Below are 22,773 nucleotides of genomic sequence, written 5' to 3' on the forward strand. Positions count from 1 at the left end.
TTTCTCTTCGAAGTTAGAAAAAATAATTTACTATAATTATTTTAATTACTATAAAAAACTTGATTATTATATGATTTAATATTACTTTTATTAAAAGATTCCTTGTTAATTTCTGATTTTGTAAGTTCAATAAAATTAATTTTAGATTCTAACATTTTATTTAAACTATTTTCATTAAAATTATCTTCTTTTTTTAATTTGATTTTTATTTTTTTTAAAAATATAAAATAAACTAAATATTGAAGTTGTTGTGAAAAAAAACTAATAACTAAAAATCAAATTTTTTTTAAACTTCATTGATTACTTTTTTTTCTAATTTTCTCTTCTACAAAAATTTGATTTTCTTTAATTATTAATGAACTAGTTTTTAGTTTATTAATAATTGGAATTCTTATTACTTTAAAAAATTTACGTTGGTCAGCTCTAAACCATGGAATTTGCTCCTTTGTAAACGATTGAATTTGTTGGCCTATTAAAGATTGAATCTGCTCTTTTGTAAAGTATTGAATTTGTTGTTCTGTAAATGATGAAATTTGCTTTTCTGTAAATCAAGAAATTTGCTCTTTTGTAAAAAATGAAACTTGTTCTGGTTTAAAAGATTGAATTTGCAAAGGTGTAAAAAATGAAATTTGATTTTCTGTCAATGATTGAATTTGTGATAACATAAAAGATTGAATTTGTTCTTTGGTAAAAACCGCAATTTGTGATGGCAAAAATGATGAAACTTGTTCTTTTGTAAATGATGCAATTTGAATAGATGTAAATGACTGAATTTGTGATAACGTAAAAAACTGAATCTGATCTTCTGTAAAAAATGAAATTTGAATTGATGTCAATATTTGAATTTGTCATGACCAAAATGAACTAATTTGTTTAATTGTAAAAGATTGAATCTGTTCTTTGGTAAAAACTTCAATTTGTGATGATATCAATGCTTGAATTTGATTTTCTGTCAATGATTTAATTTGTATAGGCGTAAACGATTTAATTTGATTTTCTATAAATGATGCAATTTGAATAGATGTAAATGACTGAATTTGTGATAACGTAAAAAACTGAATCTGTACTGGTATAAATAAAGTAATTTGTTCTGGTTTAAAAAATGGAATTTGCAAAGATGTAAATGACTGAATTTGTGATAACGTAAAAAACTGAATCTGATCTTCTGTAAAAAATGAAATTTGAATTGATGTCAATATTTGAATTTGTCATGACCAAAATGAACTAATTTGTTTAATTGTAAAAGATTGAATCTGTTCTTTGGTAAAAACTTCAATTTGTGATGATATCAATGCTTGAATTTGATTTTCTGTCAATGATTTAATTTGTATAGGCGTAAACGATTTAATTTGATTTTCTATAAATGATGCAATTTGAATAGATGTAAATAATTTAATTTGTATAGGCGTAAACGATTTAATTTGATTTTCTATAAATGATGCAATTTGAATAGATGTAAAAGACTCAATCTGGATATCTATGAAAGATGAAATTTGCTCTTCTGTAAAAACTTGAATTTGCAACGGCAAAAATGATTGAATCTGGCTAGGAGTAAAAGCCGTAATTTGTGATGGTAAAAACAATGAAATTTGCTCTTTTGTAAAAGATACAATTTGTATTTCTATAAATTTTGAAACTCGTGATGGCAAAAATGATACAATTTGAATAGATGTAAAATATGGAATTTGTGTAACATTAAATGACCTAATTTGTATAGGCGTCAATGCTTGAATTTGCAAAGGTGTAAAAAATGAAATTTGATTTTCTGTCAATGCTTGAATTTGTGATAACATAAAAGATTGAATTTGTTCGGTTGTAAATTCCAAAACTTGTTCGATTGCAAAAAATGAAACTTGCTCTTTTGTAAAAAATGAAACTTGCTCAATTATCAATGAACGAATTTGTTCAAATTTCAATGCTGAAATTTGTGTAGATGTAAATACTGAAACTTGTAATGGCCTAAACAAAATAATTTGTGTAGATACAAATATTTGAATTTGTGCTGGTGTAATTATTGGAATTTGTAATAATGTAAAAGATTTAATTTGATCCGTTGTAAAATGTAAAATTTGTCAAGAAGTAAATAATTTAATTTGTTCAGTTGTAAATAATGGTATTTGTTGATTTGTTAAATGTGAAACTTGCTCAATTGTCAATGAAACAATTTGTACTTTTGTCAATGATTGAATCTGTTCTTCTATCAATGACTGAATTTGTGATAACGTAAAAAATTTAATCTGCTCTGTTGTAAATGACTGAATCTGTTCTTTTGTCAACGATTGAATTTGTCATGACCAAAATGAAGAAATTTGTGTTTTTGTAAAATGTAAAATTTGTGATGATGTAAATGAACGAATTTGTTCTATTGTAAAAAATGAAATTTGTTCTGGTGTAAAAAATGGAATTTGTTCTGGTTTAAAAAATGGAATTTGTTGTTCTGTAAATGATGAAATTTGTGTTTTTGTAAATTTTGAAATTCGTAATAATGTAAAAGATTTAATTTGTATAGGCGTCAATGCTTGAATTTGTCATGACCAAAAAGACTGAATTTGAATTGATGTCAATGCTTGAATCTGATCTTCTGTAAAAACTGAAATTTGATCTTTTGTTAAGGACTGAATTTGTCATGGCATAAATGATGGAATTTGAATAAATGTAAAATATGGAATTTGTGTAACATTAAATGACCTAATTTGTATAGGCGTCAATGCTTGAATCTGAATAGGAGTAAACGCCTTGATTTGATTTTCTGTAAATGATACAACTTGTTCTCTTGTCAATGACTGAATTTGTGATAACGTAAAAGATTGAATTTGTTCTGATGTAAATGATACAACTTGTTCAATTATTGATGAATTATTTTTTTGTTTGCTGAGTTATACTTGTAAGTGCAAGTAAATAAAATTGCAAAAAATTCTCATATAAAAATTTCATAATGCTAAATTTAGTTTAGAAAAAAGTAAGGAGTTTTTATATGAGTTATAAACATCTTGGCATAGATGAAAGAATTTATATTGAGAATCAATTGAAATTTAAATTTAAAATTAGTGAAATAGCTAAAAATCTTAATCGAAGTATTAGTACTATTATTCGAGAAATTAATAGAAATAAAGATAATAATCATTATTTTTCATTAATTGCACAAAATAAAGCTGAAAATCGAAAACAATCACATATTAGTTTTCATAAGTTTAAAAATAAGAATTTAGTAAAATATGTACAACAAAAATTACTATTAGGTTGATCACCTGAACAAATTTATGGCAGAATTAAAAATTTTCATAAAGAATGAGTTATTAGTTTTAAAACAATTTATACTTGAATTTATTTTGGAATGCTTGATAAAGTTACTAGTAAAAATTTAAGAAGAAAAGGTAAAAAACGAAAATCTAAAGAAAATCGTGGCAAGTTTAATGGTAAATCAATTAAAGAACGAGATATAAATGTTAATGATCGTATAACACTTGGTCATTGAGAAGGAGATACTATAGTATCATCACGAGGTAAAAGCAAATCATGTTTAATAACTTTAGTTGAAAGAGTATCACGATTTACTTTAGCAATATTAGTTAAAAACAGAACTACTAAAGTTATTAATAAAAATGTCAGTTATTATTTATCAATTCTTCCTAAAAACATTGTTAAAACTATTACTTTTGATCGTGGCAAAGAATTTTCAAATTGACAACAACTTGAAAAAAATTTAGATGTAAAAATTTATTTTGCCAATCCATATTCACCTTGACAAAGAGGTACTAATGAAAATACTAATGGTTTAATTAGAGAAAAATTTCCTAAAAAATTTATTTTTTCAAAAACTAATAAAAATGAAGTTCATAAATTTATATTGTCTTTAAATCAAAAACCGAGAAAAATACTAAATTATCTTTCACCAATCGAATATTTGGATAGAAAAATAATTTAGTTGCACTTACCTTTACAATTTAGCGTTTATTAAAAGTTGAAATTATTTTTCTTCCAAAAAATTTACGCTGCTCTAATGTAAAAATTTGTTTTTGTTCTGGCGTAAATGATGCAATCTGTTTTTCTGTAAATTCTGGAATTTGTTCTTTTGTAAAAGCAGAAATTTGCAACGGCGTAAACGTAGGGATTTGTTCGATTGTAAAAAGAGGAATTTGTTCTGGCGTAAATACAGAAATTTGCAATGGTGTAAACGCAAGGATTTGTTCTGGTGTAAAAATTGGGATTTGTTCATATGTTAAATACGGAATTTGTTCTGGCGTAAATGATGCAATCTGTTTTTTTGTAAATGACTGAATTTGTCATAATCAAAATCATTGAATTTGTTTGGGTCTAAATGATTTAATTTGTTCTGCTGTAAAAAGTGGGATTTGTTCTGGTAGCAATGATTGAATTTGATATTTAGATAAAGCTTTTATTTCATGATCTGTTAAAATTGATATTTTTATTGAAGGTATTATTGAAATCATTGTTGTACTAGATTCTACTTGTAAAGTCTTAAAAAATGAAATATTACTATTAATGATAGGTTCTTCTTGTAAAAGAGGTTTAACAATCAATGAATAATTATTAGGCATGTGCTTTTTCTTTCCAAATAAAAACCCATTTACTTTAAAATAAAGTAAATAGGTCAAAAACTTATATTTATATTTTAATATTTTTCTCTATCTATTAAGTGAATCTTACACTATTTTAAGAATATTATTATAAATATTATTTATAAGCAATTTTAATTTTAATGTTCATCAATAACAACAATTATTTTTTGACTAACATTGTTAATTTTAATAAAATCATTAATTTTTTGTGAATTAACTCGTTTGGCATTACGCAATGCTCAACCAATAGAACGTATTAGATAAAAATTTGTTGTTAATAACAATGGCTTAATTAACGCAAATAGTAAATTAAAATCAGTATTTTCTTTAAACATTAATTGTGATTGAATTGCTATTCTTTGAATTCAAAAATTACTATCATTTATTAACTTAAATAAATATTGATCTCTAACACTAATATTATTGTTGCTAAATATAAGAACACCAATAATATTATCAAAATAATCAGTAGTATCTCATCAAATATTATGTTTAATTATCGATAAAAGCCAATCTAAGTCATTAAAACTTAAGTTTTTCTTTCATCAAAGATTTAAAAATTCCATTGCTGTATATTGAAATTCACGATTTTTTTGTAAATATAATGTTTCAAATAACTGTTTTTTATTTACTAACGATAAATTTTTATTTCATTTATTTAAAAATAATTTTACTAATGGTTTTCGTTTACTAGTTAAAATTCCATAAAATTCAAAATTATTGATTAAAAATTTTTCTTGTTTAATTTTAGTATTGATATTAGCATTATTAATAAAAATTGTCGTTAATATTTTTATTTCTTCATTAAATTTTTCCATATATACCTTTCTATCTATATAAAATATTTTATCTTAAAAATATTGAAGGGAAAGTACTCATTAAAATAATCATTATTATTGCTAAACAACTAAATATGCATAATCTAAGAATATGACGAAAATGTTTTTTATTTGCTAAATTGTAAAGGTAAGTGCAACTAAATTATTTTTCTATCCAAATATTCGATTGGTGAAAGATAATTTAGTATTTTTCTCGGTTTTTGATTTAAAGACAATATAAATTTATGAACTTCATTTTTATTAGTTTTTGAAAAAATAAATTTTTTAGGAAATTTTTCTCTAATTAAACCATTAGTATTTTCATTAGTACCTCTTTGTCAAGGTGAATATGGATTGGCAAAATAAATTTTTACATCTAAATTTTTTTCAAGTTGTTGTCAATTTGAAAATTCTTTGCCACGATCAAAAGTAATAGTTTTAACAATGTTTTTAGGAAGAATTGATAAATAATAACTGACATTTTTATTAATAACTTTAGTAGTTCTGTTTTTAACTAATATTGCTAAAGTAAATCGTGATACTCTTTCAACTAAAGTTATTAAACATGATTTGCTTTTACCTCGTGATGATACTATAGTATCTCCTTCTCAATGACCAAGTGTTATACGATCATTAACATTTATATCTCGTTCTTTAATTGATTTACCATTAAACTTGCCACGATTTTCTTTAGATTTTCGTTTTTTACCTTTTCTTCTTAAATTTTTACTAGTAACTTTATCAAGCATTCCAAAATAAATTCAAGTATAAATTGTTTTAAAACTAATAACTCATTCTTTATGAAAATTTTTAATTCTGCCATAAATTTGTTCAGGTGATCAACCTAATAGTAATTTTTGTTGTACATATTTTACTAAATTCTTATTTTTAAACTTATGAAAACTAATATGTGATTGTTTTCGATTTTCAGCTTTATTTTGTGCAATTAATGAAAAATAATGATTATTATCTTTATTTCTATTAATTTCTCGAATAATAGTACTAATACTTCGATTAAGATTTTTAGCTATTTCACTAATTTTAAATTTAAATTTCAATTGATTCTCAATATAAATTCTTTCATCTATGCCAAGATGTTTATAACTCATATAAAAACTCCTTACTTTTTTCTAAACTAAATTTAGCATTATGAAATTTTTATATGAGAATTTTTTGCAATTTTATTTACTTGCACTTACAAGTATAACTCAGCAAATAAAGAAAAAACATTTACACCTAAAATATAAAAGTATCTTTTTAAAAAAAATATTTTATTTTTTCATAAATTTAAATATTATCAAAAAATATAGGTTCTTAAAATTTACGATAATTTTAACGTTTCAACGTAAATATAGTTTGCAATAATACCACAAGCAACGCTAGCATTAAATGATTCTATTTTTGGACTTATTGGTATTTGAACAATATAATCTGTATGTTTTAATAACTTTGGACTTATCCCTTCACCTTCATTACCAATAATTAATGCTAAGTTGCTACTACAATCAATAGTAAAATAATCAATTGCTTTTGCTGTTTTAGCAGCAGCCAAAATTCAAAATTTATATTTTTCTTGTAAATTATTAATTGCGGAAGTTAAGTTATTAACTTGACAAATTGGAATAATACTTAGAGCACCGGCTGCAGCCTTTGCAACTGCACCGTTTATTTCAGATTGATTACGATTTAAAACAATTACACCATCAAAGTCATTACCCGCTGCAATTCTTAACATTGAACCAAAATTATGTGGATCAGAAATACGATCTAAAATTAAAATTCTTAAAAATCTAGATGTTGAACCAATATTAATTAATTCATCAAAAGAAAAATATTGATAGTCTTTAACATTAGCAGCAATATTTTGATGTTTAGTAGTACCTAATAGATTATTCATTGCTTGTAAACTAATAATTTCATAAGGAATATTTACACTTTTTAAATCTTTTTTCAATTCTTGGTACTTATCTTGAACTAAAAAAACTTTTTTAATTTTTATTAATGATGATGTTGATAATGCAGCAATAATAGGGTGATAACCATAAATATATTGTAATGCCATAATTTTGCTCCTTTAAATAATATTCAAATCTTTTAATTCTTGACGAATTTTATCAGCTTCTTGGTATTGTTTTTCCTTTTTTAGTTGTTCTCATATTTTAATTTTATTTTTAATCTTTTCAGAATAATTACCAACTTTAAAATCAAATCCTAATATTTTTAAAGCAAAGGTAAAAGTATAAAAAATTTCTTGAAATTCTTCATTAAAATTTTTTTTAATAAGTGCTTCATTTAATTTTTTAATCATATTTTCAATTAAAGTAATAGTATTAGTTGTATCAATATTATTTGATAAATTTTTAATAATTTGTTGATAATAAATTGAATGATGATTATTATTACATATTATATTGTTAATAAATATTTGATATGTTCATTGTTTTAAAACATTTTCATATTTTTTTGTTGACACTAATCCATTTTCAATTGTTTCCTTATTGAAATCAATTGGTTGTTGATGATCACGATTTAATATTAAATATCGCAATACATTCGGGTGATGTTGCTGACAAAATTCTTTAACCAAAATAAAATTATTTAAAGATTTTGACATTTTTTCATTAGCAATATTAACATGACCATTATGTCATCAAATATTTGACATTTTTTTATTATTAGCTGCAACAAATTGAGCTTGTTCATTTTCATGATGAGGAAATTTTAAATCAACACCACCACCATGTAAATCAATAGTTTGACCATTAAATAAATCCTCAACAAAACAAGCACACTCAGTATGTCAACCAGGTCTTCCTTTTCCTCACGGACTATTTCAACTAATACCTATTGTTGTTGATTTTCACAAAGCAAAATCTAGATTATTTTCTTTAGTAACTAAATTTTTAATTCTAAAATTTGGAATTAAATCTTCAATATTTTTATGTGCCAAACTTCCATAATCTTTTAACTTATTAACTTTAAAATAAACATCACCAGCCGTAACATATGCATAATCTTTAATAATTAATTTATTAATAAATTCAATAATCTTTGAAATATATTCACTTACTTTTGGTAATTTTGTAGGAAAAATAATATTTAATTTTTCTAAGTCTTCATAATATGCTAACGTATATTTTTCAGTAACTTGTTGTTCTGTTATTTTTAAATCCGCAGCTTTCTTAATAATTTTATCATCAATATCAGTAATATTATGAACATAATTTATTTTATAATTTTGATGAATTAACAAACGATGTAAAACATCAAAAACAAGCACACCACGAATATTGCCAACATGAATATAGTTATAAACAGTAGGACCACATAAATACATATTAACTTGCTTTTTATTAGGGGCAAGCAGCTGCAATCTTTGTGAAAAACTATCATAAATTTTAATCATTTAATTAACCCTTCTTAATAAAGTTTAGTTTTCATATACTCTATTATACTGTAAAGAATATCAATCTGTAACAAAATAATTTTTTAAATTTAAAACTCTCTTTAACAAAGAAAATAATTAATAATTAAAAAAGTATTAATTATTTGAAATTTCATAATTTTTGATAGATATCATTTTTATGTTTTTATTTTTTTTCAGTTATATATAAATTTCCTTTATTAGCAGAAGTTATTGTTCCTATATAAATAGTATCATTAATATTTGTTAAACTTCAAACTGCACCATTAGTACTCTCTCAACCAAGCATCAATCCAAAACTTTTATCAGCTTTACTTTTATATATTTTTCCTTCACCATTATTATTTGTTATTCCTACATAAAGTGTACTATCAACATTTGTTAAACTTGAAACTTCACCATTAGTATCTTTTCAACCAGATACTGGCTCAATCTTAGCATTAATATCATTAGTATTTATTTTATATAAATTTCCCTTTTTATTAGCAATTGATGTTCCTACATAAAGTACACCATTAATATTTGTTAAACCCCAAACTGCACCATTGTCTTGTTTTCAATTATTCATTAATTCAAATTTGCCATCACTATTACTTTTATATAAATTTCCTTTACCAAAAATTGATGTTCCCACATAAAGCACACCATTAATATTTACTAGAGCATGAACTGCACCATTATTATCTTCTCAATTAGAAATTTTTTTAAAATTAGTAATAGTACAAGTTAAAGAAACTTCGTTTTTATAAGTACCTTTACCATTAATAATAATTTTTGTAGTGTCAATAAAACTTTTAATATCAAAATCATCTTCAGTTAGATCAATTGCTTCTTTATTTTTATCTTTAATAGCTTTTAAAATTTCAGATTTATTTGGTTTGTCCAATTGACCAATGTAAATAATACCTAATTCCTTTTTAATAATAACTGTATTTAAATCAGTTTTTTCTACTGGTGAAGGTCTTTCTCCGCCACAAGTGACAACACTTATACTTGTTACTCCAATTAAAGTTACTACTGCTAGACTACTTAGTAATTTCTTCATATATCTTTACCACCTAATCTTTAATATTTTAATACAATCATTTTACATGATTTCTATATCAATAAAAATAAACATGCTATTAAAATTAAAATAGTAATATTAAAAAATTACTATTAATTTAATATATTCTCAATAAAGAGATAAATTTAAAAATGTTACAAAAAATATCAGAAATTTTAATTAAATAATTATTTTTTGATTTATTCTTCAGGTACTCTATTATATTGTAAAGATTGCGGATCTGTAGCGAAATAATATTTTTTAAATTGATTTTCTAAATTTAAAGTTTTCTTTAATGCAGAATAACAAGTAATAATTAAAAAAACATTAACCGTTAAATCAATAGGATATTTTATAACTCTTAATGGAAAATACATTAATCATAAAGGTGGTAATCCAGGAAATAAGATTTTTAATGCAATAGGATCAGTACCAGTAATAATTAATGAAGTAATAGCATAAGCAATTGGCAAATATCAATAAAATGTCTTTTTACTATAATAAATTTTACTAAAATTTAATACTAAATAGTAAGGTAATATACATCATAAAATACTAGTAAAAGTAAAAAATAAACATGGTGATGCACCACTAGTACTAAATAATAAACCTAAAAAATCACTGGCAATACCACTAAGAAACCCTAATATTCCACCACAAAAGAAACCTATTAAAATTAATATAAAATTACCCAATTTAATTTCAAAATATTTAGAAAATGGTAAACTTTTTAACATTAAAGCACCTGTTGTATTTAAAGAAACAGCTAATGCTAACATTATTCCACTTAAGCAAATAAATTTTATTTGCTTTATCTTTTTTTTATTATCTTTATAATCAAAAACTGTGATCAATAAAAAAGTAATTAAAATTAACAGTCCACTAATTATATTCAATAACAACACATTCATTTAATTACCACCATTTTTTATCATAATTATTTTCTTTGTTCTTAAATAATTATAAACATCTGCCAAAAAATAACAAGAACCCGTAATTAAAATTATTTTATGAGGGCTACATTCAATCATTTTTTGATAATCAAAAAATTCACCAGTAATACTATTTAAATTACTATTACTACAAATAATAATATTATCTGAGACTTTTTTTAAACAACTAATTAATTTTTGTGGATATTTATTTTTTAAACAAGAAAATATAATTTGTTGAGGAATAATTTTATTAATTTTTAGCGTTTTAATTAATGCTTTAATACCATCAATATTATGAGCAGCATCAAAATAAATAGTTTTATCATTAATTTGATATTTCTCAAATCGTAATCTAATATTAGTATCATTAATGATTTTTAAAGCTTGTTTAATATTAATTTCTAAAAATGTTTTTGAAATTACTGTTAAAACTAATTTTTTATTTTCTTGATAGTATGGTTGGTTGATTAATCTTGGAGAATATATAGGTTTATAACCTTCCATATCAATTTGCTTTTTTAATTTATTATTTAAATTACCTGAAATAAAAATATTTTTTGTCGTTGGTTTTACTATTCCTAATTTTTGATGTAATATTTCAGATGTAGTTTTACCAAGTCTATCTTGATGATCTTTACCAATTGAAGTGATAATAGCATATGTTGCATCAATGATATTTGTAGGATCAATTTTTCCACCAATCCCAACTTCAATTATTGCTCATTGCACATTTTGTTCTTGAAAATAAATTAATGCAATTAAAGTTAAAATACCAAAAAAACCTAATTGATAATATTCAATATCATCAAAAATCAAGTCTCTAATGCGAACTAAATCTTGATTACTAATCATTCTATCATTAACAATAATTCGTTCATTAACAAACTCAATATGGGGAGAAGTAAACAAACCAATTTTTTGTTTTAAGGTTTGTGATAATATAGCAAAAATTAAACGTGATACTGAACCTTTACCATTTGTTCCAGTTACATGAATATACTTAATATTATTGTTTAAATATTTTGGACTAATAATTTTTAATTTTTTTAAACAATCTTTATTTGAATATTTAGATATTTTTTTAAAAAATTCTTCATTCATATTTTTAAAATCCTTTATTTAATAATTATTATTATCAATATTAATTAAAGGATTAACGGTTCTTCAAGTCACATAAATTATAATTGAATTAATTATAATTTTAAGAGGTGCTTGCACAATTCTCATAATTGCTGTTACTCCATAATCCTTGGCATTAGGATCAAATAAAGTCATATCAGCATAGGAGGCTATAAGCACTGTTGTTACATACTCAGCTACTACCGCTAATAAAATAATTGGTAAAATTTCTTTAATTCTATAAATTTCTTTTTTCAATAAATAATAAAATAAAACACTATAAATACTTAATAGGCCAATAATGCCACCACCCATAATACTAGCCAGAACATATTTATTAACAATAATTCCTGACATAGAATATGATGATTGCTTACCTGAAATAACAATATACATGCCGCCACCAGCAAAGAAAATAATAAAAAAATTAATTAAAGCAAAAATAACTCATGGATAATCTTTTAGTTTTACTTTAAATATTCCAGCAATTCCTGCCAAAAAACCAGTAAAAATAATACAAAACATATAATAAACGCTAATATATGAAGGAACAAATAACATTACTAAAATATCTGTTACTGCAGCACAAATAATACCTATAATTGGACCAAACATATAACCGGTTATTTTAATCATTAAACCCTCAAAAGCAATTCTAATTGGTGGTAATACTGTAATGGGTATCGTAATAGAAACAATAATAGTTGCCACAACTGATACTGAAGATAACATTGTTATATAAGCAATATTTTTAGTAGTAAAACGAACACCTTTATATTTATCTTTACGAAATCATTTTCAAAAACTATTCATTAAAATATATGCTAACATTATGCTACTTAAAGTAATAATTAAATAAATAGCTGTAGATCTACTAAATAAATTTAAGGTATTTAAATCATATCGTTGAGAAAATATGTGATTAAATATTAAATTATTGGGCATTTAAATAACCACCATTCCCGAAATATTCTTTAAAACTATATTAATTTTAACAAATATATCATAACATTGTTTGCTTAAATACATATAATAAAATTAGTATTTTTTGATTTTTATCACTTAATGGGAGTTTTATTTTTTGAAATCAATCAATTATTAGTTTTGCTAAATGGTCTTGAATTAAAAAAACCATTATAAGCACTTAAAGGTGAAGGATGTGCACTCTCAATAATAAAATGTTTTTCTGTATCAATTAGCATTTTTTTATTTCTTGCATTTTTACCTCATAAAATAAAAACAAGATTAGTACAGTTTAAATTTAAAAATGATAAAACATGATCAGTAAAAGTTACTCATTGATATTGTAAATGACTATTAGGTTGACTTTGTCTGACAGTTAAAGTTGTATTTAAAAGCAAAACTCCCTGTTTAGCTCAAGTTGTTAAATTACCATCATTATCTTTTTCAATATTTAAATCATTTTTTAGTTCTTGAAAAATGTTTTTTAAACTTGGTGGTAATGGAGTATTTGTTTGAACACTAAATGCTAAGCCATGAGCTTGATTTGGCTGATGATAAGGATCTTGACCTAATATTATTACTTTAACCTTTGATAAAGGAGTTATTTTAAAAGCTTGAAATATTTCTTCTCATTGAGGATAGCAAAGATAAGTTTGATATTCCTTTTTAATATCTTCTAATAATTTAGTAAAATATGCTTCTTTATATTCTTGTTGAAAAAATTCTAATCATGAGGAATCAACAAATAAAGTTTTATTATACATTTTTTTCACCTACTACTTATGATAACTTTGATTATTAAGTATTTGTAATGAACGATATATTTGTTCTAATAAAACAACATAACATAATTGATGAGGTAATGTTATTTTACCAAAGGAAATTTTAATTAAATTAATATTGTCTTTTAATATTTGTGCTACACCATTACTACCGCCAATAATAAAACCAATTTTACCTTGTTGATAAATTTGATTTTTATTAATCATCTGTGATAATTGTTCACTACTTATTAATTGTCCTGATAAATCTAATAAAAATCATTGATAATCATTATTCTTTGATATGTATTCGGTGATTTTATTGGTTTCAATTTTAATATTATTAGGAATTGAATTTAATTTAGATTCGATAATATTTTTTGTTTCAATATTAGTTCGCTTTTTAATTCGTTCTAAATAATCTTTGGCGGCTGATTTTCAATATGTTTGTGACAACTGGCCAATACAAACAATTTTAATATTTATCATTATAATTCTGAAAAAGCCATGTTATTTATTCTTTCATGAACCACTTTATCTGGGTTACGAAAATCAACATCACCCAAAGCTTTATCAATAGTATTTGGATTAATAACAACTATTTCTTTTTTATTTTTATCAACTCATAAACTAAAAATTACATCAATTTGAATATTAAAATCAATTTTAAAAGTCTTGTTCATTTTTGAATCTTCCATTATAAAGAATAAATGAATTCAACCTTTTTTAAAAATAGTTTTATTTTTATCATCTTTAAAGTCAGTAATTTTTGGTGAAACAATACTAGTTTTAGCAACTTTTGAAGGGTTTTCTGCTTCTGTTGCTGTTTCATATGTAACATATCAATAACCATAATATTGCTGTTTAGATATATCATTATCAGTTAAACCAAAAACTAAAAGACTTCCATTTGCATCTTTACAACTAAATGGTTCATTCATTACTTTATCTGGATCATTATTAACATTATAATTAATACTCTCATAATTACCTGATTTATATTGGTCACTATTATAAAAATCCCTAGCAGCATCTGTAACTTCTAATGCATTACGATCAATTCTAATTTTGTCTGCTGCTAGTTGCATAAATGCAGTAAGTGGTTTGTATAAAAGTTTAGTATCATATTGATAGTATTTATTATAAACATAATCAACTAACGGATCACCTTCTTTGTTTGATGGCTCGTTTTCAAAATTTGCTTGAATTTTTAAACCATCTCCAGTACCACAAGCCACAATAGTACTCACAGAAGAAGAAAGTAAACTAAGTGTTGAAAATAAAGTGATTAATTTACGCATTTGATTGTTATTCTCCTTAAACTAAATAATAATTAAATATCCACTAAGAATTGTAACTTATTTTTTTATAAAAAGCAAAAGGAAATTCATATAGGTAAAAATACATTTTTTAAAATTAAAATATTAATGTTTATTTTAATATTTTAATAAAAATTATTATTATCATAAAAGGAATTAAATTTTTATCATTGATAATTGCTTTTGCCAATCTATTTCATCTTTAAAAAATCAGATTTATTAATTTTTTGTTGAAATTTCATTGCTTCTTCATATGTTGGTAATTTGTCTTTATTTTCTTTTAATATACTTTCATATGTTGATAATTTATCTTCATTTTGTTCTAAAATTTCTTCATCTAAAATATCGTTAGTTTTTGCATTAAAAAAAATTAAAGACTTCCAAATGATTATTTCAAACGACTAATATTAAAGCATTATGTCCATATTCATTTACTTGATAAAGATTTCATTATTATCTATTAAATACTTAACTATCTCTAAATCATTATCTTTGATAGCTAACATCAAAATAGTGAAACCATCTTTAATTACATAATTTATACTAACACCATTCCTAACTAATAATTTAACTTTTTCTAAGTTATTATTCATAATGACTTGTATTATTTTTTCATTTTTCTTATTAATAAATACTCTTTTTTTTCTAATGTACTTTTTTTCTCTTTCTATAAATTAAACTTGATACAATAATAAATTTAATCTTATTAGTTTAAATTGTATTTAATATTTCTGCTTTTGTTTCCAAAGGTAATTGAGATTCTATTAAGCCCATATTCTCTCATTTTTGTTTGCTTGCATTTTTTGATTCTTCTGATAAAGGTTGCTGTAACTCTGGAATTTCAGTACTTATTAATTTTCATACTTCATTTAAAGATGTTAATTTTATTTCTTCTTCATTTAATTTATTTTTAATTTTTTGTTCTTCTTTTTTTGAATTTTTTTTATTTAAACTATTTTTTAAATTATCACAATTTTCAGTAGTTTTTTTAATTTCCATTGCAAAAAAATCTCTAATATTTTCCGATGTTGTAGATAAATCTTTTACTTCATCTTCATGTAATTCCTTTATTGAAATTAATTTTTTTTCTAAATCATTTATTTGAAATTCTAGTTTTTCAATGGTTTTATTTTGTTCCTCAATTTTTTGATCTTGTCAACTAGGCTTCTCATTTTCTTCATTTATTTCGGTTTGGATTTCAATACTTACTAATTTTGATTGATTAATTGTTCTTAAATACTCCTGAATTTTTTCCTTTTTTTCTCTAATTGCATTTTCTATTATTTCTTTTTCTTTTAATTTAAAATTAATTTCTAAAGTTGTGAAATCATTTTTAAATTCATTTTCTATTTTTTCATTTTCTTCTCTTATGTTTTCTAAATTATTTTGAATGTTAAAATTTTCATTAAATTTTTTAATACTATCAGCATTTTGTTCTCAATAATTTTCAATAATCTTAATAAATTCCATATTTTCTAATTTATTAACTTCTTTTAAGAAATTAATAAATATTTTTTGATCTTTACTAATATTTTTAATTCATTTTTCTTTTATTTTTTTAAGTTCAAACATCATCGTATGTTTATTTTGCTTAAAAAAATCCTCAATTTTATTAATTTTATCCTCAATTTTATTAATTTTTTTATCATTAATACTTAACTCGGTATCATGTCTTGTAATATTATATTGTAACTCCGCAATATAATCATTCTTTTTCTTAATATCACTATTCTTTTTTTTAATCACTACATCTATTTCTTTTAAATATTGTTTTTTTCCTTTTTTATCATCTGAAATATTTGGAATAAATATTTGATTTTCAATATTATTTTTATTTTCTTCTAAATCTTGCAAGTAAGTAATTTTTTTAATTTTTATATTTTTCTTTCGTTTTTCTAAATTTTCAATTTGTTTTCTTTTTTCTGCTATCTCTTTCTCATGTATTCTAATTTGTTCTTTTTTTTCTTCTAATTCATTTTTAAATAATTCTATACTTTCTTTCACTTTATCTTTAGTTTTAATAATTTCTTCTTGTTCACTTATTAATTCTTTTTCTCGATCATTATATTTTTCAAATATATCATTGTATATTCTTTCTTCATTTTTAATAATTTTTTTAATATATCGGTTAAATATGTCATCTATTAATTCAAAGAAAAATACAAAATTTTTATCAAATTTACTTTTTAAATCTTTATCTTCATTTAAAATTAATTTATATTCATCTCCACTTTTCATTCTAAATGCTCAAAAAGATAAAATTAATTGAGTCATAACTTCTTCTTTAAAAAGGTTTTCAAAAATTTTCTCTTTTTTATTTTCTAATTCCTCATTTTTTTGATATAGCCTACGAATTTCTTTATTAATTTTTATTTTTAATTCTCGTGTTTTTTTTAAAAACTCTTTTTTATTTTCAAAAATGTTTAAATTTATTGTTTTTAAAAAAATAATATCATTACTTATTGTTTCACTTAAAAAATTAAAAAGATTAAAATAATCTGTGATTTCAGTAAACTCAGTACTATTTTGGCTAACTTTATTAATTTTATTTTGTTCAATTAATGTTTTATTTTTCTCCAAGGATAATAATTTTTCATTTTGTTCTTTAATTTTACTATCAAGTTCTATTAAAAAATAATCTAATTGTCTAATTAATTTTAAATTTTCTTTTTTTTCTCAAAAATAAGAAAAGAAATTATATTTTAAATCATTTCTTAATTCTTTAATTAATTTATCTAAATCAGTTTTTTTATTTTCTTTTAATTGAGTTAATGGTGCTGATGTACTTGGGTTTTCAAAATCAGTATCTTCTGAATTAGAAAAAAAATTATCTTTTTCATTGTATTCTTTAAAAAAATTCTTAAAAGTTTCAACAACTTCGTCTAAATTTTCATCAGTTAAAGGATAATTTCTAAATTTTTTTATTAATTCATTAAATCAGGGCATAAATCTTATTCTCCTAAATTTTATTTATAAAATAAAAAATCAATTGTTTTTAAATAAAACAATGGGTTTGAAAACTTATATTTTTCAATCTTTTGTGTTAATAACAATAAAACGCTCCTTATTCTAAAGAACTATCTTGATTATAACTAATTAATTTATCTTTTTTTAAAAAAAAGATAAATTACTATTATATGTTTATATAATAAAAATTTATCACAAAAATTATTTTTCAGTTCTGGGTTTCATATGTGGAAATAATAATACATCTTTAATACTATTTTGACCAGTTATTAACATAACCAACCGATCAATACCAATGCCCAATCCACCTGTTGGTGGCATACCATACTCCAATGCTTCAACAAAGTCTAAATCCATAGTTGCTGCTTCATCATTACCACTATTTTTTTCTTTTACTTGCTCTTCAAAACGATTATATTGTTGCAAAGAATCATTTAGTTCCGAATAAGCATTTGCATATTCTCTACCAGCAATAAATAATTCAAAACGATCAGTAAACTCTTTACTATTTTTATTTAATTTAGCAAGTGGTGAAATTTCAATTGGATAATCAAAAATAAAAGTAGGTTGAATTAAAGTTTCTTCAACAAAAGATTCAAAAAATAAATTAATAATATGACCAGTACTATTATAATGATCTGGAATATGAAGTTTATAATTTTTTGCAAGTTTTAATATAAGTTTAAATGTTTTATTTTTTTCAATATTTCTAATATTATCATCTTCAATATTATGATATTTTAAAATCATATCACTAATTTCTTGGAAAATTTTAGTAAACTCTTCATCTTTGATCATAGCTTTTTTAATTGAATCAATCATACTAATTTTTTTTCATGATTTTTCAAAATTTAATATATTTTCATCATATTCTAATGTTAATTTATTATGCACTATATTAATTAAATGTTTTATACAAGACTCTGTTAAATCCATCATATATTTCATATCTTGATAGGCAACATAAATTTCAATAGTTGTAAATTCTGGATTATGTTTTTTACTCATACCTTCATTACGAAATAATCTACCAATTTCATAAACTTTTTCAAAACCACCAACTATTAATCTTTTTAAATGTAATTCAGTAGCAATTCGTAAATATAAATCGGTTTTTAATGTATTATGATGAGTAATAAAAGGTTTAGCGGCAGCACCACCATATACTTCTTGTAAAATAGGTGTTTCAACTTCTAAATAACCTTTATTATTTAAAAAACTTCTTAATTCATTAATAATTTGTGTACGTTGTAAAAATGTTTTTTTAGTTTCTTGATTCATAATTAAATCTACATATCTTCGTCGATAACGTTCTTCAATATCTGTTAAACCATGAAATTTATCTGGTAAAGGTCTAAGTGCTTTTGATAACATTACAATATCATAGACTTGAACTGTTAGTTCTCCTTTATTGGTTTTCATAACCTTACCTTTAATACCAAAAAAATCGCCTAAATCTGCATATTCTGCAAATCATTCAAATTTTTTTTGATTAACATATTCTGGTTTTAAATAAATTTGAAATTTACCTGTTTGATCTTGCAAATGAGCAAAGATTGAGCCCTTTCCCATTTCTCTTTTTGTCATTAATCTACCTGCCATTTTAATTTGATCATTAGGTAAATTAGCAACAAATTTTGCTAACTCTTCTTTATTTTTATTTCTAAATTCGCTATTTAAAGTTTCACAATTATAATTTCTTTCTCAATTACGCCCATAAATATCATAATTTTGCTTATATAAATCTTGTATTTTTTGATATCTTAATGCTTCTTGCTCTGTCAAAATACGTCCATTAATTTCAAGTTTAGTTTCTTTCATTGTTTTCATCCTTTGTATTTAAAATAAGTATTTAAAATAAAAAAATTAAATTAAATAAGATTGTTTAGGTTTATACATAATGATATCAATTTTCAATACCAAATTCTACTGTCAACAATTAATTTTAAATTTTATAATAAAACCCTTATATTTATAATAAGGATTAAAGTTTAATTTAAATATTTCTACTAATAGATATCTATAAAAATTAGAGATAATTTATTAAACATTTTTTACTTTCTAAATATTAATTTTGTATAAAACATGTTTTGCTAAAATATCACTTTTATTTATTTTTGGATGATAAAATTCTTTTATTTTTTTCATACCTATTCGTTTCATTACATTTTCTGATTTAATATTTAATATACTAGTAAAACTATAAATTTCAGTTAATTTTAAATTGTTTTTTGCATATTTTAAACATTCTTTAGCTATTTCTGTTGCTATTCCTTGACCTCAAACACTTTTTTTAAAACGCCAACCAATTTCAATACATGGTCTAAAATCAACAATAAAATCAACTTCGCTAAAGCCAATAAAACCAATAAATTTATTGTCTTTTTTAAATTCAACAGCATAAAAACCAAATCCATTATTATTTAAATTATTTTTAATTTTCAAAAAATATTTTTCTGTATCATCTTTTGATAATGTACTAGAAAAATATTTCATGACATCTTTATCAGAATTTAATAAAACAAGTTCATCTAAATCACTATCTTTTCACTGTCTAATTTTTAATCTAGGGGTTTCAAAAAATATCATATTTTTACTCCTTTGTTATGATATTTTTTCTATTAACAATTTGTTAGTTTATTTAATTGCTGAGTTATACTTGTAAGTGCAAGTAAATAAAATTGCAAAAAATTCTCATATAAAAATTTCATAATGCTAAATTTAGTTTAGAAAAAAGTAAGGAGTTTTTATATGAGTTATAAACATCTTGGCATAGATGAAAGAATTTATATTGAGAATCAATTGAAATTTAAATTTAAAATTAGTGAAATAGCTAAAAATCTTAATCGAAGTATTAGTACTATTATTCGAGAAATTAATAGAAATAAAGATAATAATCATTATTTTTCATTAATTGCACAAAATAAAGCTGAAAATCGAAAACAATCACATATTAGTTTTCATAAGTTTAAAAATAAGAATTTAGTAAAATATGTACAACAAAAATTACTATTAGGTTGATCACCTGAACAAATTTATGGCAGAATTAAAAATTTTCATAAAGAATGAGTTATTAGTTTTAAAACAATTTATACTTGAATTTATTTTGGAATGCTTGATAAAGTTACTAGTAAAAATTTAAGAAGAAAAGGTAAAAAACGAAAATCTAAAGAAAATCGTGGCAAGTTTAATGGTAAATCAATTAAAGAACGAGATATAAATGTTAATGATCGTATAACACTTGGTCATTGAGAAGGAGATACTATAGTATCATCACGAGGTAAAAGCAAATCATGTTTAATAACTTTAGTTGAAAGAGTATCACGATTTACTTTAGCAATATTAGTTAAAAACAGAACTACTAAAGTTATTAATAAAAATGTCAGTTATTATTTATCAATTCTTCCTAAAAACATTGTTAAAACTATTACTTTTGATCGTGGCAAAGAATTTTCAAATTGACAACAACTTGAAAAAAATTTAGATGTAAAAATTTATTTTGCCAATCCATATTCACCTTGACAAAGAGGTACTAATGAAAATACTAATGGTTTAATTAGAGAAAAATTTCCTAAAAAATTTATTTTTTCAAAAACTAATAAAAATGAAGTTCATAAATTTATATTGTCTTTAAATCAAAAACCGAGAAAAATACTAAATTATCTTTCACCAATCGAATATTTGGATAGAAAAATAATTTAGTTGCACTTACCTTTACAATTTAGCAATTAATAATATTAACTTCAATTTATTTCACTTGGTTTCATTGGTTTTTCATTATTCTTTACACTAATAATTTTACCATTTTTAACGTTAATAACAGTATTTGCAACATATTGGAAGTTAGGATTATGAGTAACCATAATAATTGATGTTTTATATTCTCAATTAACATCCAATAAAATTTCTAACACCTTACGCCCCATTTCCTCATCAAGTGCTCCTGTTGGCTCATCACAAAATAAAATTGTCGGATTTTTTGCTAGTGCTCTACCAATCGATACTCTTTGTTGTTGTCCACCTGATAATTGACTTGGAAACTTATTCATATGTTCATCCATTTCAATAACTTGAAAAATATCATCAATACTCATATTTTTATTTTTAGCAAGATTTTCACCAACTTCAGCATTTTCACGAGCAGTTAAGTTAGTTAATAAATTGTATTGTTGAAAAATAAAACCAACATTATCTCGTCTAAATTTAGTTAAATGACTATCTTTTAATAAAGATAAATTGTATCCGGCCACAAAAACATCACCAGTATTAGGTTTATCCAATCCCGAAATAATATTTAATAATGTTGTCTTACCACTTCCCGATGGTCCTAAGATAACAACAAAATCACCTAATTTAATTTTTAAATTAACTCCTTTTAATACTTCATATTCTAAGTCTCCAGTTAAGTAAGATTTTTTAACATCAAATAATTCAATAACATTAGTTTGAGTATCAGGAGTATTATTAGTCATTGATATAATTTTACCTGCTAAAATTTCTTTTGAATGAGTTTTTGTTAATTTTTTAATTGCTTTTTGATTATCTTTAAAAGCTTGTAATTTAGCTTTATTAGCTTCTATTTCTTCCTTTGATTCTGGTTTATCATGAGATTTATGAGTTACTGGTGGTATTGTACCTTCGGTTTTAGATACTGACTTCTTTGTAAAACTAGATTCTAACTTATTTTTAGTTACTTGTTTACTTCCAATGTCTTTATCATCTTTTTTAATTTCCTTATTATCTTTTTTCATAATCATTTCTCCTTTTTAATTCCATGCTTTTATAAATAACACACTCATTTTATCAATTACTTTATCTTATTTATATAGAAATGCTTAAAAA

20 protein-coding genes are annotated in these 22,773 nt (G+C 22.7%); 2 read left to right on the forward strand and 18 right to left on the reverse strand.

Annotated features, from left to right (window positions below):
- Positions 1-41 precede the first annotated feature (41 nt).
- Positions 42-2,780, reverse strand: coding sequence for a hypothetical protein (locus AACL03_RS02935; RefSeq protein WP_339039203.1), 2,739 nt, complete (start codon positions 2,778-2,780; stop codon positions 42-44).
- A gap of 194 nt (positions 2,781-2,974) precedes the next feature.
- On the opposite strand from AACL03_RS02935, the gene AACL03_RS02940 reads away from it, so the two are divergent.
- Positions 2,975-3,925 carry an IS30 family transposase gene (locus tag AACL03_RS02940; protein ID WP_339038665.1) on the forward strand — a complete coding sequence of 317 codons (951 nt, stop codon included), beginning with the start codon at positions 2,975-2,977 and terminating at the stop codon, positions 3,923-3,925.
- A 19-nt stretch (positions 3,926-3,944) separates the two neighbouring features.
- Here the strand turns inward: AACL03_RS02940 and AACL03_RS02945 are convergent, their stop codons facing one another.
- From AACL03_RS02945 to AACL03_RS03015, 16 genes are all read right to left on the reverse strand, one after another.
- Complete coding sequence (locus tag AACL03_RS02945; RefSeq protein WP_339039205.1) at positions 3,945-4,559, reverse strand: hypothetical protein; 615 nt, start codon at positions 4,557-4,559, stop codon at positions 3,945-3,947.
- 158 nt (positions 4,560-4,717) lie between these two features.
- Positions 4,718-5,398, reverse strand: coding sequence for a DNA alkylation repair protein (locus AACL03_RS02950; RefSeq protein WP_252319372.1), 681 nt, complete (start codon positions 5,396-5,398; stop codon positions 4,718-4,720).
- A gap of 158 nt (positions 5,399-5,556) precedes the next feature.
- A complete protein-coding gene (locus AACL03_RS02955) occupies positions 5,557-6,507 on the reverse strand; it encodes an IS30 family transposase (RefSeq protein WP_339038665.1) in 951 nt (316 codons plus the stop codon).
- 212 nt (positions 6,508-6,719) lie between these two features.
- Entirely contained in the window at positions 6,720-7,460 is a 741-nt protein-coding gene (gene rlmB / locus AACL03_RS02960; protein WP_338958587.1) for a 23S rRNA (guanosine(2251)-2'-O)-methyltransferase RlmB, read from the reverse strand.
- Positions 7,461-7,472: 12 nt separating this feature from the next.
- Positions 7,473-8,804: a cysteine--tRNA ligase gene (gene cysS / locus AACL03_RS02965; protein ID WP_339039208.1), complete on the reverse strand. Its 1,332-nt coding sequence runs from the start codon at positions 8,802-8,804 to the stop codon at positions 7,473-7,475.
- 184 nt (positions 8,805-8,988) lie between these two features.
- Positions 8,989-9,867, reverse strand: a complete 879-nt coding sequence (locus AACL03_RS02970) for a hypothetical protein (RefSeq protein ID WP_339039210.1) — start codon at positions 9,865-9,867, stop codon at positions 8,989-8,991.
- Between the two features lie 200 nt (positions 9,868-10,067).
- The gene (locus AACL03_RS02975; protein ID WP_339039212.1) at positions 10,068-10,646 is read right to left on the reverse strand and encodes a hypothetical protein; all 579 of its coding nucleotides are present in this window, start codon (positions 10,644-10,646) and stop codon (positions 10,068-10,070) included.
- 132 nt (positions 10,647-10,778) lie between these two features.
- Positions 10,779-11,903 carry a bifunctional folylpolyglutamate synthase/dihydrofolate synthase gene (locus tag AACL03_RS02980; protein ID WP_339039215.1) on the reverse strand — a complete coding sequence of 375 codons (1,125 nt, stop codon included), beginning with the start codon at positions 11,901-11,903 and terminating at the stop codon, positions 10,779-10,781.
- 18 nt (positions 11,904-11,921) lie between these two features.
- The gene (locus tag AACL03_RS02985; protein WP_339039217.1) at positions 11,922-12,866 is read right to left on the reverse strand and encodes a hypothetical protein; all 945 of its coding nucleotides are present in this window, start codon (positions 12,864-12,866) and stop codon (positions 11,922-11,924) included.
- Between the two features lie 110 nt (positions 12,867-12,976).
- Positions 12,977-13,648, reverse strand: coding sequence for a uracil-DNA glycosylase (locus AACL03_RS02990; RefSeq protein ID WP_174481457.1), 672 nt, complete (start codon positions 13,646-13,648; stop codon positions 12,977-12,979).
- Positions 13,649-13,660: 12 nt separating this feature from the next.
- The gene (locus AACL03_RS02995) at positions 13,661-14,134 is read right to left on the reverse strand and encodes a 23S rRNA (pseudouridine(1915)-N(3))-methyltransferase RlmH (protein WP_252320439.1); all 474 of its coding nucleotides are present in this window, start codon (positions 14,132-14,134) and stop codon (positions 13,661-13,663) included.
- A complete protein-coding gene (locus AACL03_RS03000; protein ID WP_339039219.1) occupies positions 14,134-14,946 on the reverse strand; it encodes a hypothetical protein in 813 nt (270 codons plus the stop codon). Before AACL03_RS03000 ends, AACL03_RS02995 begins: the two co-directional genes overlap by 1 nt.
- 449 nt (positions 14,947-15,395) lie before the next feature.
- Positions 15,396-15,557: an ankyrin repeat domain-containing protein gene (locus AACL03_RS09985; RefSeq protein ID WP_174481339.1), complete on the reverse strand. Its 162-nt coding sequence runs from the start codon at positions 15,555-15,557 to the stop codon at positions 15,396-15,398.
- Positions 15,558-15,675: 118 nt separating this feature from the next.
- The gene (locus tag AACL03_RS03005; protein WP_339039221.1) at positions 15,676-17,910 is read right to left on the reverse strand and encodes a hypothetical protein; all 2,235 of its coding nucleotides are present in this window, start codon (positions 17,908-17,910) and stop codon (positions 15,676-15,678) included.
- Positions 17,911-18,132: 222 nt separating this feature from the next.
- On the reverse strand, positions 18,133-19,752 hold the full coding sequence (locus tag AACL03_RS03010; protein ID WP_339039223.1) for a lysine--tRNA ligase: 1,620 nt from the start codon (positions 19,750-19,752) through the stop codon (positions 18,133-18,135).
- A 240-nt stretch (positions 19,753-19,992) separates the two neighbouring features.
- Complete coding sequence (locus AACL03_RS03015; protein ID WP_339039225.1) at positions 19,993-20,520, reverse strand: GNAT family N-acetyltransferase; 528 nt, start codon at positions 20,518-20,520, stop codon at positions 19,993-19,995.
- 162 nt (positions 20,521-20,682) lie between these two features.
- Here AACL03_RS03015 and AACL03_RS03020 point away from each other — a divergent pair, with 162 nt between their 5' ends.
- Positions 20,683-21,633 carry an IS30 family transposase gene (locus tag AACL03_RS03020; RefSeq protein ID WP_339038665.1) on the forward strand — a complete coding sequence of 317 codons (951 nt, stop codon included), beginning with the start codon at positions 20,683-20,685 and terminating at the stop codon, positions 21,631-21,633.
- A gap of 35 nt (positions 21,634-21,668) precedes the next feature.
- Here AACL03_RS03020 and AACL03_RS03025 read toward each other — a convergent pair whose 3' ends face one another.
- Positions 21,669-22,682: an ABC transporter ATP-binding protein gene (locus AACL03_RS03025; protein WP_339039227.1), complete on the reverse strand. Its 1,014-nt coding sequence runs from the start codon at positions 22,680-22,682 to the stop codon at positions 21,669-21,671.
- Between the last annotated feature and the right edge of the window lie 91 nt (positions 22,683-22,773).

The organism is Spiroplasma endosymbiont of Andrena trimmerana, from assembly GCF_964019575.1.
In the GTDB taxonomy this organism is placed as follows: Bacteria; Bacillota_I; Bacilli_A; order Mycoplasmatales; family VBWQ01; genus Spiroplasma_E.